Here is a 14,938-nt window from a genome sequence, read left to right as displayed (position 1 = left end):
TGTATACGGGGAAACTTCATATGACAATGGCTATTTTTTCTTGATTCGGGGCAAAATCAATCCGACAGCGCACAAAAAAATGATGACAGCGGTTTCTCTGGCTTGTCATATGCCATGAGGGTTTGCTCACGCAATCTGTCAGGTATGCTCAGGCTTGAAACCCTGCCATAATTGGGTATAATGATAGAATCCTAATTTTGCAAGGAAGGTTATTATGAAACAAATCGCAGAAATTTACAAACAAGACTGGCGCAACCTGTTCAAGGTACCGGTAGCCATATTTTTGATCGTGGCTCTTATCGTGCTTCCTTCCATTTATGACTGGGTCAATGTCGCCGCTGTATGGGACCCGTACAGCAACACCTCCGGAATCAAAATTGCTGTGACCAGCAAAGACAAAGGAGCGGAGATTGAAGGGAAGGCCATTAACATCGGTGACGATGTGATTGAGAGCCTCAAGAGCAATACGAAGCTCGGCTGGACCTTTGTCGACGAGGAGACGGCCCTTGAGGGTGTCAAACATGGTGATTATTATGCCAGCCTGCTGATTCCGGAAGATTTCTCCCAGAACATCACAAGCATTCTTGATGGGAAAATTCACAGACCGGAAATCAAGTATACGGTCAATGAGAAGATCAACGCCGTTGCTCCGAAAATTACGGAGAAGGGTGCTACTTCCGTTACATCCCAAATTAGTGAAAACTTTATGGAGACGCTCAGTACGACAGTATTTACCCGCCTGAAGGAGCTGGATGAAGCCTTTGAAGCGGAACTCCCGGCAATCCGCAGGGTTGAGGAAGGCATCCTGGAGCTGGAGAAAAGCCTTCCTCAGATCGAGACGATCGCGGGCAAGGTGCTGGAGCTCGAGAAGAAGCTGCCTGAGCTCAAGGAGAAAAGCGAGAAAATCGCAGGGCTGGAAAGCCGTATTCCCGAGATGGACCGCGCAGGAGAGGCTGTGCTGAAAATTGAGGAGCGGCTGCCGCTCGTACAGGAGGCTGCCAAAGTGCTGACTGCGCTGCAGGGCAAGCTGCCTGAAATTCAGCGTATATCCGGCCGCGTTGTAGAGCTGGATCAGCATTTCGGCGAGGTTGAACAGACCGTTGGGCGCGCAATTGAAGAGATTGGCAAGGCCCAGGGCGTTGTGAATACAGCGCTGACGGCGCTTCCGACAGTGGAGCGGATCGCAGCCGAGGGCGGGCAGTTTACCCGTGAACTGGGCCAATTCCTTGAGCGTAATGACGCGGCGCTTGATGCCATCATTCCGGTAATCCGCCAAAACCTGATCTTGCTGCAGCAAACAGCGGATTCGGTAACTCAAATTGCCAGCCTGCTTAAGGATGCTGATATCGATCCTTCCGGCCTGCTTAAAGCGATGGGCTTCGCCAGAGACCGTCTGGAGAGTGCAAGCGGGGTAGCGTCCAGAATGGCGGGCATGCTGTCCACACTTAACAATTATTTGCCAGGCAGTCCGCTCGGCAGCCAAATTGATCAGTTGAATGATATCAGCTCCAGGTTTGACCAGCAGCGCCAGCAACTGGCGCGCATTATTACAGCGGTGGAACGCGGAGAGAAGCCTGCCAAGGATCTGGTAGACAATCTGTATCGTCTGTCGACGAGCACAAGCGCGCTGCTGGGCGGGATGATCGAACGCTTCGACAGAGAAACGGTTCCTGCCCTGCAACAGGCCATCAGCCGCCTCAAAACAATTGCAGCGGACTCCACATCTGCACTGGATACGGCTGCGGGCAAGCTGCCGGATATCAAGGAGCTGCTGGAGAGTGCGCTCAAGGTAACCGATTTTAGCCAAATGAGGCTTCAGGAATTGCAGGAGAATCTGCCGCAAATCCGCAAGGTTATCCATGAATCGGCAGTCAATATTGATGAGCGTCTGAGCGGATTTACAGATGCGGTCAATCATGCCGTTCCGCTCATGGAGAAGGAGCTGCCTGCGGCGGAAAACAAGCTGCGCAAGGCTGCGGACTTCGTCCGCAATGACCTGCCCCATGTAGAGGAGCAGATCCGTCATGTTGCCTCGCTTATTGGCACAGGCACGCCACAGGTAGAGGAAGGCGTTCATCGTCTGGCCGATATCGTCCGCAATGACTTCCCGCAGATGGAAGAATCCGTGCGCAAGGCGGCGGACAAGATCCGCAAGATCAAGAGCGAGACTAACCTGGAGGAGATTGCCAAGCTGCTCGGGGGAGATATCAAAGCGAAGAGCGAATTTCTGGCTAATCCGGTACAGCTTGTAGACGAACGCTTGTATCCGATCCCCAACTACGGTTCGGCAATGACGCCATTCTATCTGGTGCTTGGGCTGTGGGTCGGCGGTACGTTGCTGATTTCGCTGTTGCGTGTCAATGTGGATACCGGGGGTAAAACCTATAAAGGCTATCAGCTTTATTTTGGGCGCTTGTTTACTTTTCTGACGATAGGTATTTGTCAGGCACTGGTCGCCTCACTCGGGAATATTTTAATTTTGCCGACTTATATTGTAAACAAGGTATGGTTTGTGCTATTTGCGATATTAATCAGCATTGTCTTTGTGACCATTGTATTTACACTTGTATCGGTGTTTGGCAATATCGGCAAGGGGGTTGCAATTGTTTTTATGGTGCTGCAATTTTCCAGCTCGGGTGGCACATTCCCGATCAGCACGACCGGCCATTTCTTCCAGATGCTGAACCCGTTTATGCCATTTACGTATGCGATTAGTCTAATGAGAGAGGCGGTAGGGGGCATACTGCCGGAGGTTGCAATTAAGGATGTTCTGTCTCTGATATCTTTTATCGGGGTGTGCTTCCTGATTGCCCTGCTGCTCAAAAAGCCGCTCAGCAAATCGATCAGCCGTACAGCCGAAAAAACCAAATCAACAAAGCTGCTATCCTAGCAGCGGGATGAATTCTGAACAAGGATCTGGGATGGGCACCAGGCAGCAAGCGAAGGTATAGAAAGGAAGATGCCGGGCTTGAAAATCATCTTTAGACGGCCGCTTCCTGATCCGCAGCGCAAGGCTGAGCTCCTCAAGCGGCAGTGGATCAGGCTGAAGGAACCGGACAGCATCGGACGGGCGCTTGTGTGGTCGATGCCCCTGATGCTTGCAGCCGGTGGTCTGACCTTGTTGATCATCGATATGTTTGCAGAGGTGAGTATCAAAGAATACGGTGCAGATGAAGGGCGCACAAGCCTTGTGGTGACACCATTAGCGATCGCATCTGCCCTTTCCCTGCTTCTGATACATGAGGCGATTCATCTTGTTTTGATCCCGAAGTTTTGGCGGTCGGAGAAGACTTGGATTGGCCTCAGGCTCTTCGGCGGGTTTGTTTTGACTGAAGAGGAGATGTCGCGTCGGAGATACATTGTCATTTCCGCAGCGCCTTATATTCTAATTTCTATCATCCTGCCATTGATTCTGGGCTGGCTGGGCTGGCTTGCACCGGGAGTCATTATACTGCTTGTACTCAATGCCTTGGGCTCCTCTCTGGACTTGCTGAACATCATCCTGATTCTCATACAGACGCCCCCAAAAGCCAGATTGGTCTGTACAGGTACCGCTACGTTCTGGAAGGCTCCGCAAGGGAGGTGAGCCTTGCAAGGACATTGCCACCCTGATTTTGAAAGGCGGGATTTATAACGATTAACAGTAATGCAGCTTTCTGATCACGTTTACCCTTTATGCGAGGGTCTATATACGTGCAGAGGCTGCATTTTTAATAGGCGAATTACGGAGCATCTGAGCTGTTGCAGTCCGTTTAAATGTAAAATGGGAGTTTATACCCGATTTTTGGCCTTTTTAGCATTAGCATGACCTGCTTGTCCTGACCATGAGCGGAACTTACAGCAGAAGAATGGTTCTAAAGTCATGTAAAAATAAAGTGGGAAGCACGCTTACGCAAGGCTTCAAGTTTGGAGCTGTTTTTGCAGTCCGGGATGTGAATTTGACGAAGAATTGCAGGCCGTGATAAGTTAACAATGGCATAGAATATGATTGGAGGTTCGGGTTGAATGACAGAAATCCGTCTTACCATTGACTACGACGGCTATGAGAGCGGACAGCGTATGGATAACCTGATTAACGAGCTTGCACAGAAGCCGGAGAGCAGCACATTGACCGGGCTGGTTATCGGAGACTGGGGAGAAGCTTACCAGAACAGTCCGGATACATTTTTGGAAGCATTGATTAGCAATAAAGATTCCTTCCCGCAGTTGCGCAATCTGTTCATTGGAGATATGGGCTTTGAGGACTGCGAGGTTTCCTGGATTGTGCAGACGGATCTGACACCGGTTCTGAAAGCTTTCCCGAAGCTGCAATCATTTACGATTAAAGGAAGCACGGGGCTTACTCTGCCGGACCTGCGGCATAATGCGCTGGAAGAACTGGTTATTATATGCGGCGGACTGCCGCAGGAAGTGATACAGCAAATCCGGGATGCACATCTGCCGGAGCTGAAGAAGCTGGAGCTGTACCTCGGGGTTGACCAGTACGGATTTGACGGATCATTGGAAGATATAGTGCCGTTTCTGGAGCAGGAACGTTTCCCTAAATTGACTTACCTTGGCCTTAAGGATAGCGAACTTCAGGATGAAATTGCGTTGGCTGCTGCCGATGCTCCGATCTTGGACCAACTGCATACCCTTGATCTCTCACTAGGAACGCTGACCGATAAAGGCGCGGAGGCGCTGATTAGCAGCGAGCGGGTTCGCAAGCTTGCTTATCTGGATCTGAACTATCACTATATGAGTGATGAAATGATTCAACTCTGGAAGGATACCGGCATGAATGTGAATGTTGATGACCAGCAGGAGAGCGATGATGAAGATGACTGGCGCTACCCGTCGCTGACGGAGTAACCGGAAGGTGAAAAGGTGAACATGTCTGAACGCGGACAAAATGCGTCTATGCTGTTGATCGGCAATTCCGGCAACAGAAGAACGCTTGGTCTTCAGGAAGCCCGCTGCAGATGGGGGCTTCCGCCGGCTGTACTGGTGACGTATACGGAGCTGCTGGAAGCCGAAGAAGCAGGCGGGGAAACGATATCCCGCCTGCTTGCCGCGCGTCTGCCGCAAGTTCAGGATCAAGGGCTGCTCATTCGATTGGATGCTCCAGGGGAGCAAGCCGATGTAGAGCGGTCCTTGATTGGTCTTGGCGCATACGACCGGGATGGCGATGACAGCCTGCTCCCAAGCGCTATTGCAGCGGGATACATGGGAATTAGCAGCGCACAGGCGGCTTCGCTGCCGCAGGAGGAAGGGCGGATCTATTATCCCGGTCAATGGTTTCGCGGATACTGCCGCCTGCTTGCTATACTGCGGCGCGAGGCGCTCCGCTTATGGCCCGGTGCCCGCTGGGTGAATGCGCCGGAGGATATCGCCGTGATGTTCGACAAACGTGCTTGCCAGCAGAGATTGACCGAATGCGGCATTGACATCCCGCGAAGGTTGGCCGCAGGGCTGGGCATCGGCTCCTACGAGCAGATGATTGCGCACATGCAGCAGGAACGGATGAACCGCCTGTTCCTGAAGCTCGCGACCGGATCGGGCGCCAGCGGCGTCATCGCTTATCAGCGCCACCCGCTGACCGGGGCGGAGAAAGCCGTGACGACGATTGGCATCGAGCACAGAGGCGGGGAACGGATCCTCTATAATTCAGGACGGCTCAAACAGTATACCGACCATGCGGCGATTCGCGATATTGTCGAATGGCTGTGCGGGGAAGGCTTGCAGGCGGAAGAGTGGATTCCGAAGGCTGAGGCGGAAGGCTGCTCATTCGATATCCGCCAGCTTGTTGTAGCAGGCAGAGCGTGTCATCGGATCGCACGGCTGAGCCGTTCCCCGATTACGAATCTGCACTTGCGCAACCGGCGGTTGCCAGTCGAGCAGACGGGCTTGCCTTTAGAGCATATCGAGCAGGCCTCGCAGATCGCGGAAGCAGCGCTCGCCGCCTTTCCCGATTCGACGGTTGCAGGCATTGATGTGCTTGTCCGCTCAGGCTCCCGGCGTCCCTATATCATCGATGTCAATCCGTTCGGTGATTTGCTGTACCGGGTTGCGCATGAGGGGTTGAATCCCTACGAATGGCAGATGAAGCCATGAAATGCGACAGGTCATTACTGCAAGCGCGGCTGATTAGCTGCGCAAGTATATGAATAAAGGATGGGCAGGCATGATTACAGATATGAATCAGGTTGTCGGCAGCCATGATATTTTGATGATTACGCTGGATACGCTGCGCTATGATGCTGCAAAGCTGGAAGAGGCGAATTGCCCGAATTTATGCGGGAGCGGCCCCTGGGAGAAGCGCCACACTCCCGGCAGCTTTACGTATGCGGCGCATCATGCTTTCTTCGGCGGTTTTTTGCCTACACCTGCAAATACTGACAAGAGCACGCATGTCAGACTGTTTCACTCCAAAAATACCGGTTTGCGCACCGATCCCCGCACCTGGTTATTCGATACGCCGGATATCGTATCCGGCCTGCAGTCGGAAGGCTACCGGACGATCTGCATCGGCGGGGTGATCTTTTTTACCAAGAAGGTGCCGCTGGCCAGAGTGCTGCCGGGCTACTTCCAGGAGAGCTACTGGCGCATGACCTTCGGGGTGACGAACCCCCGCTCGACTGAACATCAGGTTGGTCATGCCTTGAAATTGCTGAGGGAGGCTGATCCGAAGCAGCGGCTGTTCCTGTTTCTCAATGTTTCGGCCATTCATGGCCCGAATCATTATTTTGTTCCGGGCGCCCGGCATGATTCGGTAGATACCCAACGGGCGGCAATCCGGTATGTGGATCAGCAGCTCGGCCCGTTATTCGACGCCATGCGGGATCGCGGACCGGCCTTCTGCATGGCCTTCTCAGACCATGGAACGGCTTATGGGGAGGATGGCTATCAGGGGCACCGGCTGGCGCATGACGTCGTATGGAACGTACCTTATCGAGAATTTTTCCTGTAACAATTGCTATATAAGTGGCTCAATTTAAGAAGCAGTTGTTGACCACTAGAAGTAGCTTGAGCGGAGGGAAAGAGGGAGGCTGGAGAAGTGTAGCGGTCGCCTTTGTTCGCAGATTTCAACCACGTACAGGGAGGAATACAGGAAATCTGGGAACAACTGCGATCGGAGTTTCTCGCAGCGTTGCTTCATCGTTTCGTGTCAACTATCGATTTTGAGCCATTATAGATGGCAATACATGTATCAGGCGGCGGTAGATCCGCCCGCTATTCAGTCAAGGAGGGGATCGCATGTCCGTCCGCCACGACGGGGCGGCTGTGGAGCCAAGACAGTGGGCCGAGGGGCTGGCTGCTGCTCCATACCGCTCTTATTTGTATTCTTACCCGCATAAAACTGCCTACCTGCCAATTGAGCCGGGGCTTCCACTGTCCGATCTGTGGGCGGCCGAGCAGGCAGACACCTACTTTTTGTACATGCATATTCCGTTTTGCGCGGTGCGCTGCGGATTTTGCAATCTGTTTACGCTGCCTGACCGGCGCGCTGATGTCCATAAGGAATATGTGGATGCGCTGGAGCGCCAGGCCGGACAATGGGCGGAGTTTCTGCACGGGAAACCCTTCGCCAGATTCGCGATTGGCGGAGGAACGCCGACGCTTCTGGAGCCGGGGCAACTGGAGAGGCTGTTTCATATCGCGGAGCACACGATGGGCTTGAATCCGCAGCTGGCGTCAATTTCCGTGGAAACATCACCGGATACGGTAACGGAGGAACGGCTGCGCATCCTCAAGGCGCATCATGTCGACCGGGTGAGCATGGGCATCCAGAGCTTCGTCGAGGCGGAGTCCGCCGCAATCTACCGTCCGCAAAAGCCGAGCCTGGTAGAGGCGGCGCTGGAGAAGCTTGCGGCCTTTCAATTTCCGCTGCTTAATCTGGACCTGATCTACGGACTGCCGGGCCAGACCGTGGAGTCCTGGCTCTATTCTGTAGAGCGCGCCTTGAGCTATGAGCCGGGCGAGCTGTTCATCTATCCGCTCTATACGCGCGAGCATACGATTGTGAAGCCGGAGCAAATCAGGGAGCAGGGCGGGGATATTCGGCTGCAATGCTACTATGCCGCCCGTGACCTGCTGCTCTCCCGCGGCTATGAGCAATTCTCGATGCGCCGTTTTGCCAAGCCTGCAGCTGCAGGCGGCAAACGGGTGCTGGACTACAGCTGCCAGGAGGAAGGCATGGTCGGACTGGGCTGCGGCGCCCGCTCCTATACAAGAGGCGTGCATTATGCTTCCAGATATGGTGTCAGCCGTGCAGCCACGCAGAGCATTATCGCGGATTATGTATCCGCGGCGAGTTACCGCACAGCGGATTATGGATTTATATTGGACGGGACAGAGCAGCGGCTTCGCTTCCTGCTCAAGGCACTGCTGCATAAGGAAGGGCTCACCCTGGCGGATTACGGGCTGCGATTCGGCACCGGAGTGCTGGACGATATCCCGCAGCTGGAAAGACTGCTTGCGGCTGAGCTTGCATCAGTAGAGAACGGCATTCTGCGGCTGACAGACGAGGGTCTGGCTTATTCAGATGCAATCGGCGACTGGCTGATTTCGGATGAGGTGCGGGAGCGTATGGAAGGATATGTCGTCGTATGAAGGCCGTTCTGTATTACCGCGGGTCCTTATCCTCCTGCAACTATGACTGTCCATACTGTCCGTTCAGCAAAAATGTCGACAGCAAGGACACACTCGCCCGTGACAGGGGCCAGCTGGAGCAGTTCATGGATTGGGTCCGTGCCCAGGAGCAGCTTGGCCATGAGTTGTCCATCTTTTTCAACCCCTATGGCGAGGCATTGATTCACCGCTGGTACAGGGAGGCCATGGTCGAGCTGGGGGACATGAAGCATATTAAGAAAATATCCGTGCAGACCAACCTTTCCGTCAAGCTGGAGTGGACAGAGCGGCTGAACCCGGAGAAGGTGTCCTTCTGGGCTACCTATCATCCGGGGCAGACAGAAGAGGCGCGGTTTGTCTCGCAGTGTATGGAGTTATATAACCGCAGCTTGCGCTTCAGTGTTGGATCGGTTGGTGTCCGCAGCGCTTTTGATTCGATAGCCTCACTGCGGCGGGCGCTGCCGGAGGATGTTTACTTGTGGATCAATGCGTTCAAGGATAACGGCAACCGCTACACGGCCGGGGAGATCCGCTCTCTGGAAGAGGTAGACCCGTATTTCAGCCTGAATATCCCGGATTATGAGAGCCTCGGCAAGTCCTGTCAGGCCGGATCGCAAGTATTTTATGTCCAGGGCTCAGGCCAGGTCAAGCGCTGCTACAAGGACCGCAAGGTTATCGGCAACCTGTACCGCGACGGGCTGGAGGGACTATCACAGGAGCGGGCTTGCGGCATGAAGAAATGCGGCTGCTACATTGGTTACATTCATATGCCGGAATTGCAGCTTGGCCAGGTATATGGAGCGGGGCTGCTGGAGCGCAATCCACAGCCGCTGCTTTAAGCGTTCATCCGGGCGAGCACAGCGGAAAGCTGCTCCATTCCTGTCTGGATTTGCCCGGCGGCAAGCTGGGAGACATTCAGCTTCACAATCGGCTGCTGCTCAAAGCCGTGCAAGTAATGGCTGTTAATCGAGCCGATTAATATTGATTTTTGCTTCAGAGCGCTGATCAGCTTATCGGTCAGCGCTCTTTTTTTGAGCACAAAATGATTGTGGATCATTGGCTGTGCGGGGGTAGAATACGCAACCAGCTCAGGGTGTAGCACGGCCAACTGCTTCAAGGCAATGTCCAGCGTACGTGCTTTTTCCGCATAAGAGGAAATAACCCGTGTCCGGTGGCGCGCAAACATACCGCTTTTGATATAAATCTCGAGGGCTGCCTGGGACATCGCTGCGCTGTCAATGTCCAGAATACGCTTGTAGCGGGTGAAGGCATCGATTAGCGGCTCAGGCAGTACAGCTGCTGCTACCCGCAGGCCGGGGAATATAATTTTGGAATAGCTTTTCAGATAGATAACACGGGAAGTTTGGCTATAGGCATAAATAGGATCGGACTTGGAATTTTGCTCAAAGTCGCCCATGTAGTCATCCTCGACGATATAGACGTTATACTGCTCGGCCAGGCCTGCAATCCTCCGCTTGGTCTCTTCATCGTAGGAGCTGCCTAGCGGATTGTGGAACCTGGGAATCGTATAAAAGAATTTGATGCTTTCTGTGCGGAAGAGGCGCTCCAGTTCAATCAGGTCGATACCTTCCGCCGTCCGGTTAATTCCAAGCACCGGAATGCCCCGTGTCTCCAGCAGATCAATTAGCAAATGATAGCTCGGCTGTTCAATCAGCACCTTCTGCCTGCCATCGGGAAACTCAAGCTCACTCAGAATGGCCAGTGCCTGCTGCACACCGGAAGTAATGACGATCTGACTGGTATTTACAAAAATCTGAAAGGCCGTCAATTGTTTCTGGATGACCTGAATCAAGGCCGGGAGGCCGCTGGGTGTCCCATACATGAACAGCTCGCTGCGGTAAGTATCAATCGCTTTGTTCATGCAATGCTGAAAATCCACGTAGGGAAAAATGTCCGGGTCGGGTGAGGCGGATATAAAATCCAGCACACCGGAAGTGTCATGCTGTGCCTTAGCCTTAGTCCTGCTTTTGACAATGTAGTACCCGCTCTTGGGAATGGAATAAATCAGATGGCGCTGCTCCAGCTCCTGCAGCGCTCTAATAATTGTGCTGTGGCTGTAGCCGTATTGATCGGCGAGCATCCGGATGGAGGGGAGCTTTTCCCCTTGCTTCCCGCTATCGATCCATGCTTCCAAATCCGCAAGAAGCTTCATATATTTAGTCATCGTATCCCTCAGTCCAACATCTGTATCGGTACAGATCATGTTTTCTGTTATTGTACCACATGGGAGTAGCCGGGTAAGATTAAAGCATGGATGCTGCGCAGCATGAATATGGTTGAGAGTCCGTAAGGATTACAACAGACAGAAGGTGAGTAAGATGAAGCAAAACCGGACCAGCGGATATATCGCAGCATTAATTTATTCGGTTATTATCGGTTTTTCATTTATTTTTGTTAAAATTGCCCTAAAGGATGCAGGGCCTTTGGATATTTTGGCGCATCGTTTTACATTATCGCTTGCAGCGGCTACAGTGCCTGTCCTATTTGGCTGGGTGAAGCTTAAAATCAACTGGAGCAAGGATTTATGGAGCATTTTACCGCTCGCTTTATTGTATCCTGTTCTGTTTTTTACGTTCCAGGTGTTCGGGCTGGTGTACACAACGACCTCGGAAGCGGGAATTATCCAGGCAGCGATCCCGATCTTTACGATGCTGCTTGCCGCCTATTTTCTTAAGGAGCGGACCGGCGGCTGGCAGCTTGCGGCTACGCTGATTTCCGTATTCGGCGTTATGTTCATTTTTATGCTCAAGGGGCTGGATATGAGTACCTCAAGCCTGATCGGGAGTGTGCTGATCCTGCTGTCGTCGCTATCCTCCGCAGGCTATAACGTGATGGCCCGCAAGCTGGGACAAAAATGGGATGTTTTCACACTGACATATGTGATGACAGCAGCAGGTTTTGTGCTCTTTAATGTATTGGCGCTGGGTGAGCACATTCGCCAGGGAACAACCGGACACTACTTTGCTCCGTTTGCGAAGCTGCCGTTTCTGCTGGCGATATTGTACCTGGGCATATTGTCGTCTCTTGTGACCTCTTACCTGTCCAATTATGCCTTGTCCAAGCTTGAAGCCTCCCAAATGAGCGTCTTCGCCAACCTGGCGACGCTGATCTCGATTGTGGCGGGAGTCATGGTTCTGAATGAACAGATGGAATGGTTCCATTATGTCGGCGGTCTCTGTATTCTGCTTGGTGTTATCGGGAGGAATTTGCTGCCACAGCGCAAGGCGCGGGCAGTTCATCATCAGTCCGATGCAAGGTCAATACCAAAGTAACATATCTATTTACAATGAGAATCAGCCCTCTTTGCTTAAAATGCAATGAGGGCTTTTGTTTTCGGAGGCAGCCATTCGAACCTTACTTCGGCAAATCAAAAAAGTCCGGGTGTGCCCCTGTCCGTATCTCCTGATTAAGCGCATCAATGGCAAGCATCGCGTCATCAGGCAGCTCAAAATTAAAAATATCCGCATTCTCTATAATTCGTGCTTCTGTAACCGTTTTGGGGATGGTTACAATGCCAAGCTGAAGATTCCAGCGCAGTATGATTTGCGCTACCGTTTTGTTATGCTCGTCTGCCAGTCGGGCCAGCAGCGGCTCATCCATAAGTCTGCCCCTCATGAGAGGGCTCCAGGCTTCTACCTGAATTCCATGACCGTTGCAAAAGTTCAGCAGCGGCTTCTGCGTAAGCCGTGGATGGAGCTCGATCTGGTTCACCGCCGGAATGACGCCGCTTGATGCCATAAGCTCTTCCAGATGATAAATTTGGAAGTTGCTTACCCCGATTGCCCGGATTCTTCCCTCCTCATACAGCTTGGTAAAGGCTTTCCATGTCTCTGTAAATTGATTTCGGACCGGCCAGTGTATCAGATACAAATCGATATATTCGAGCTTCAGCCGGTCCAGACTCTGTTCAAAGGCGCTAATCGTACGGTTATATCCATGCTCTGTATTCCACAGCTTCGTCGTCACGAACAATTGCTCGCGCGGCACTCCTGACTCCCGCAGCGCTTTTCCGACCTCTGTTTCATTGCCGTATACGGCTGCCGTATCTATGCTCCGGTATCCGTGGTCCAGCGCGGTGAGTACGGAGCGGAGAAGCTCTTCTTCCTCCTTGACCTTCCAGACGCCAAGGCCAAGCCAAGGCATCTCTGTGCCGTTATTTAATCGGGTTCGATCTGCAATTGAGCGGGTCAACAGAAGCACCTCCCTGTCTGCACGATTGTTTTTTCAAATACATGCATATGACCAGGCGCTTTTTTATATTACTTCAAGAAGAGGCTAAAAGGGGGAGAGCATTTGAGTGACAACATCCAGGTTTCACTGTGCATGATTGTTAAAAATGAGGAAGCGGTCATTGGCCGTACCTTGAAGCAGGCTGAAAAGCATGTTGATGAAATCATTATTGTCGATACCGGATCAACCGACAGGACAAAAGAAATTTGTCTGGAGCATGGAGCCAGGATTTATGAGTTCGGGTGGACGAACAATTTTGCCGATGCGCGCAACTATGGTCTGGACAAGGCGCAGGGGACATGGATAGTGTGGCTGGATGCCGATGAAGAACTTGAGGTTGAGGATGCCGGATTGTGGCGGAGCAGCCTTGAACAGGGCAAGCCGCTGCTGTGGGCGATCCCGATTATCAACTATTTCGGCAGCGCTCCTGCCGATCCCAACCGCTCCTATCTGGCTGCACAGCACAGGGTCTTTCGCAATGGAGCAGGATTACGGTTTGCGGGTGCCATTCATGAACAGCTTCAGGTCGGACATTTGCCGGATGATGCTTTGGAGCTGCGGCAGCTTCCGGCACGTATTCATCATTATGGTTATATGGATGCCATCACCGTACAGAAGAATAAGCATCAGCGCAATGTATCTTTGCTGGAGCGGGAGAAGATCGGTGAGGATTACAATCCGTGGGTAGATTATCATCTGGCCAGTGAATATTACCGGGTCGGGCAATACGAGGCGGCCTTTGAAAATTTAAATACATCCATCAGACGGTTTGTGGAATCGGGCAAGCTCCCCCCATCGCTTATCTATAAGATGAAATATGATATTTTGCTGGCGCTGGGCAGCATCGGAACCGCAGAGCAGGGGATTGAGAAGGCAATTCAGCTTTATCCGGATTACACGGATCTTCATTACTACAGGGGTTTGATTTTATTCATGAAGGAGAGATATCGGGATGCCGAGACGGCTTTCCGTCATTGCCTTGAGCTTGGGGAGCAGCGGCTGCCTTATCTGATTCTAAAAGGAGTTGGGAGCTTCCACGCGCTGTATCTTATCGGCCGCTGCAGGGAATCGGTTGGAGATAGAGACGGTGCACGAATTCACTATAGGAAGTCCCTTGAATTATATCCGGAATACGGGGAAGCCCTCGAAAGATTGGGAGGACTGGATACGGATCAGGGATGAAACCAAGTGGAAGTATGGTTAATGGATTTGAAATTTGCTAGATCAGGGTACAACAATAACAATTAGCCCTCCTTAGGGCGGTAATAGTAGGATCGATCAGGGGCTTCTAGTATTCACCTAAAATTTAGCAAATGATGGAATTGCCCCGGTTCACTTGGTTTAAGGTTGCCATATCCTATGTTGTGCACCACTAATTACCGCAATAGGGAGGTAGATTCATGTCGCAAGCTAATCTTCCTAATATTACTCCCACGATTACGCTGACAAGAGAAGACGCTATTAATCTCATATTGTCTTCCGTCGCGATGGAGGAATTAGGACTAAGCCATATTCTCAATGCCGAAGGGGAAAAACTTCAATTTGTATTGGGAACACTGCCAGGGGTATCAAGTCCGCCAGCAACGATCAGTGATATATTGGCAGTGAATCAAAGCGTTCGCGCCACACTTGACAGTGCAACCAAAAATCAGCTTCTCCTGCAATCCAAGCTCGATAGTGCCTTGAATGCATCTGTGCTGTCCGGTCCGACTGGACCAACAGGTCCAACAGGTCCTTTTGGCGGTCCGACGGGTCCAACCGGAGTAGGGGTCACGGGAGCGACAGGTGCTACTGGCCCGACAGGTGCTACAGGAGCTACAGGCGCGTTTGCAACCGGGGAAACCTTATTCACCGTTAACGGTATTTCCGGAAGTGCAACGGGCGCAGCGACAGTCGGTTTTGGAGACAGTATTAACTTCCTTTCCGACACGCTGGCTATTACTGTTACCCAAGGCTCGGCAGATATTCGCATTGAAGCAATTGGTTCTTTGACGGGAGCGACAGGATCAACAGGCTCTACAGGTGCTACTGGTTCCACAGGAGCAACGGGAGCGACAGGAGATACTGGTGCAACAGG

12 protein-coding genes are annotated in these 14,938 nt (G+C 52.2%); 10 read left to right on the top strand and 2 right to left on the bottom strand.

The window, feature by feature from the left end; genetic code table 11:
- Positions 1-214: 214 nt before the first annotated feature.
- From H583_RS0125175 to H583_RS0125145, 7 genes are all read left to right on the top strand, one after another.
- Complete coding sequence (locus tag H583_RS0125175) at positions 215-2,890, top strand: YhgE/Pip domain-containing protein (protein ID WP_028562903.1); 2,676 nt, start codon at positions 215-217, stop codon at positions 2,888-2,890.
- Positions 2,891-2,968: 78 nt separating this feature from the next.
- Entirely contained in the window at positions 2,969-3,586 is a 618-nt protein-coding gene (locus tag H583_RS0125170) for a DUF3267 domain-containing protein (protein ID WP_028562902.1), read from the top strand.
- 419 nt (positions 3,587-4,005) lie between these two features.
- Complete coding sequence (locus H583_RS0125165; RefSeq protein WP_028562901.1) at positions 4,006-4,851, top strand: STM4015 family protein; 846 nt, start codon at positions 4,006-4,008, stop codon at positions 4,849-4,851.
- Positions 4,852-4,872: 21 nt separating this feature from the next.
- Positions 4,873-6,093, top strand: a complete 1,221-nt coding sequence (locus H583_RS34245; protein ID WP_036710947.1) for an STM4014 family protein — start codon at positions 4,873-4,875, stop codon at positions 6,091-6,093.
- Positions 6,094-6,166: 73 nt separating this feature from the next.
- On the top strand, positions 6,167-6,949 hold the full coding sequence (locus H583_RS0125155) for an STM4013/SEN3800 family hydrolase (RefSeq protein ID WP_028562900.1): 783 nt from the start codon (positions 6,167-6,169) through the stop codon (positions 6,947-6,949).
- Between the two features lie 287 nt (positions 6,950-7,236).
- Entirely contained in the window at positions 7,237-8,592 is a 1,356-nt protein-coding gene (locus H583_RS0125150; RefSeq protein ID WP_028562899.1) for an STM4012 family radical SAM protein, read from the top strand.
- Positions 8,589-9,449, top strand: a complete 861-nt coding sequence (locus tag H583_RS0125145) for an STM4011 family radical SAM protein (RefSeq protein ID WP_028562898.1) — start codon at positions 8,589-8,591, stop codon at positions 9,447-9,449. The genes H583_RS0125150 and H583_RS0125145 overlap by 4 nt, the downstream gene beginning before the upstream one ends.
- On the opposite strand, the gene H583_RS0125140 is transcribed toward H583_RS0125145, so the two are convergent.
- The gene (locus H583_RS0125140; RefSeq protein ID WP_028562897.1) at positions 9,446-10,795 is read right to left on the bottom strand and encodes an aminotransferase-like domain-containing protein; all 1,350 of its coding nucleotides are present in this window, start codon (positions 10,793-10,795) and stop codon (positions 9,446-9,448) included. The genes H583_RS0125145 and H583_RS0125140 overlap by 4 nt on opposite strands.
- Before the next feature lie 154 nt (positions 10,796-10,949).
- Between H583_RS0125140 and H583_RS0125135 the strand changes: the two genes are divergently transcribed.
- Positions 10,950-11,903 carry a DMT family transporter gene (locus H583_RS0125135; RefSeq protein ID WP_036710944.1) on the top strand — a complete coding sequence of 318 codons (954 nt, stop codon included), beginning with the start codon at positions 10,950-10,952 and terminating at the stop codon, positions 11,901-11,903.
- Between the two features lie 82 nt (positions 11,904-11,985).
- Here the strand turns inward: H583_RS0125135 and H583_RS0125130 are convergent, their stop codons facing one another.
- Entirely contained in the window at positions 11,986-12,822 is an 837-nt protein-coding gene (locus tag H583_RS0125130; RefSeq protein ID WP_028562895.1) for an aldo/keto reductase, read from the bottom strand.
- Positions 12,823-12,924: 102 nt separating this feature from the next.
- Here H583_RS0125130 and H583_RS0125125 point away from each other — a divergent pair, with 102 nt between their 5' ends.
- Together H583_RS0125125 and H583_RS37070 are read left to right on the top strand one after the other, a co-directional pair.
- Positions 12,925-14,043, top strand: a complete 1,119-nt coding sequence (locus H583_RS0125125) for a glycosyltransferase (protein ID WP_036710939.1) — start codon at positions 12,925-12,927, stop codon at positions 14,041-14,043.
- 218 nt (positions 14,044-14,261) lie between these two features.
- On the top strand, positions 14,262-14,938 hold a 677-nt coding region (locus H583_RS37070; RefSeq protein ID WP_036711078.1), incomplete at its 3' end, for an alpha-helical endospore appendage domain-containing protein.

It is taken from the genome of Paenibacillus pinihumi DSM 23905 = JCM 16419 (genome assembly GCF_000422505.1).
GTDB lineage: Bacteria > Bacillota > Bacilli > Paenibacillales > Paenibacillaceae > Paenibacillus_D > Paenibacillus_D pinihumi.
This window is presented reverse-complemented; position numbering and strand designations above follow the sequence as displayed.

Excerpts from the sequence above, each read along its gene's own strand:
- H583_RS0125135 (WP_036710944.1), top strand. The coding sequence starts at position 10,950 with ATGAAGCAAAACCGGACCAGCGGATATATCGCAGCATTAATTTATTCG.
- H583_RS0125175 (WP_028562903.1), top strand. The coding sequence starts at position 215 with ATGAAACAAATCGCAGAAATTTACAAACAAGACTGGCGCAACCTGTTC.
- H583_RS0125145 (WP_028562898.1), top strand. The coding sequence starts at position 8,589 with ATGAAGGCCGTTCTGTATTACCGCGGGTCCTTATCCTCCTGCAACTAT.
- H583_RS0125165 (WP_028562901.1), top strand. The coding sequence starts at position 4,006 with ATGACAGAAATCCGTCTTACCATTGACTACGACGGCTATGAGAGCGGA.
- H583_RS34245 (WP_036710947.1), top strand. The coding sequence starts at position 4,873 with ATGTCTGAACGCGGACAAAATGCGTCTATGCTGTTGATCGGCAATTCC.
- H583_RS0125140 (WP_028562897.1), bottom strand. The coding sequence starts at position 10,795 with ATGACTAAATATATGAAGCTTCTTGCGGATTTGGAAGCATGGATCGAT.
- H583_RS0125150 (WP_028562899.1), top strand. The coding sequence starts at position 7,237 with ATGTCCGTCCGCCACGACGGGGCGGCTGTGGAGCCAAGACAGTGGGCC.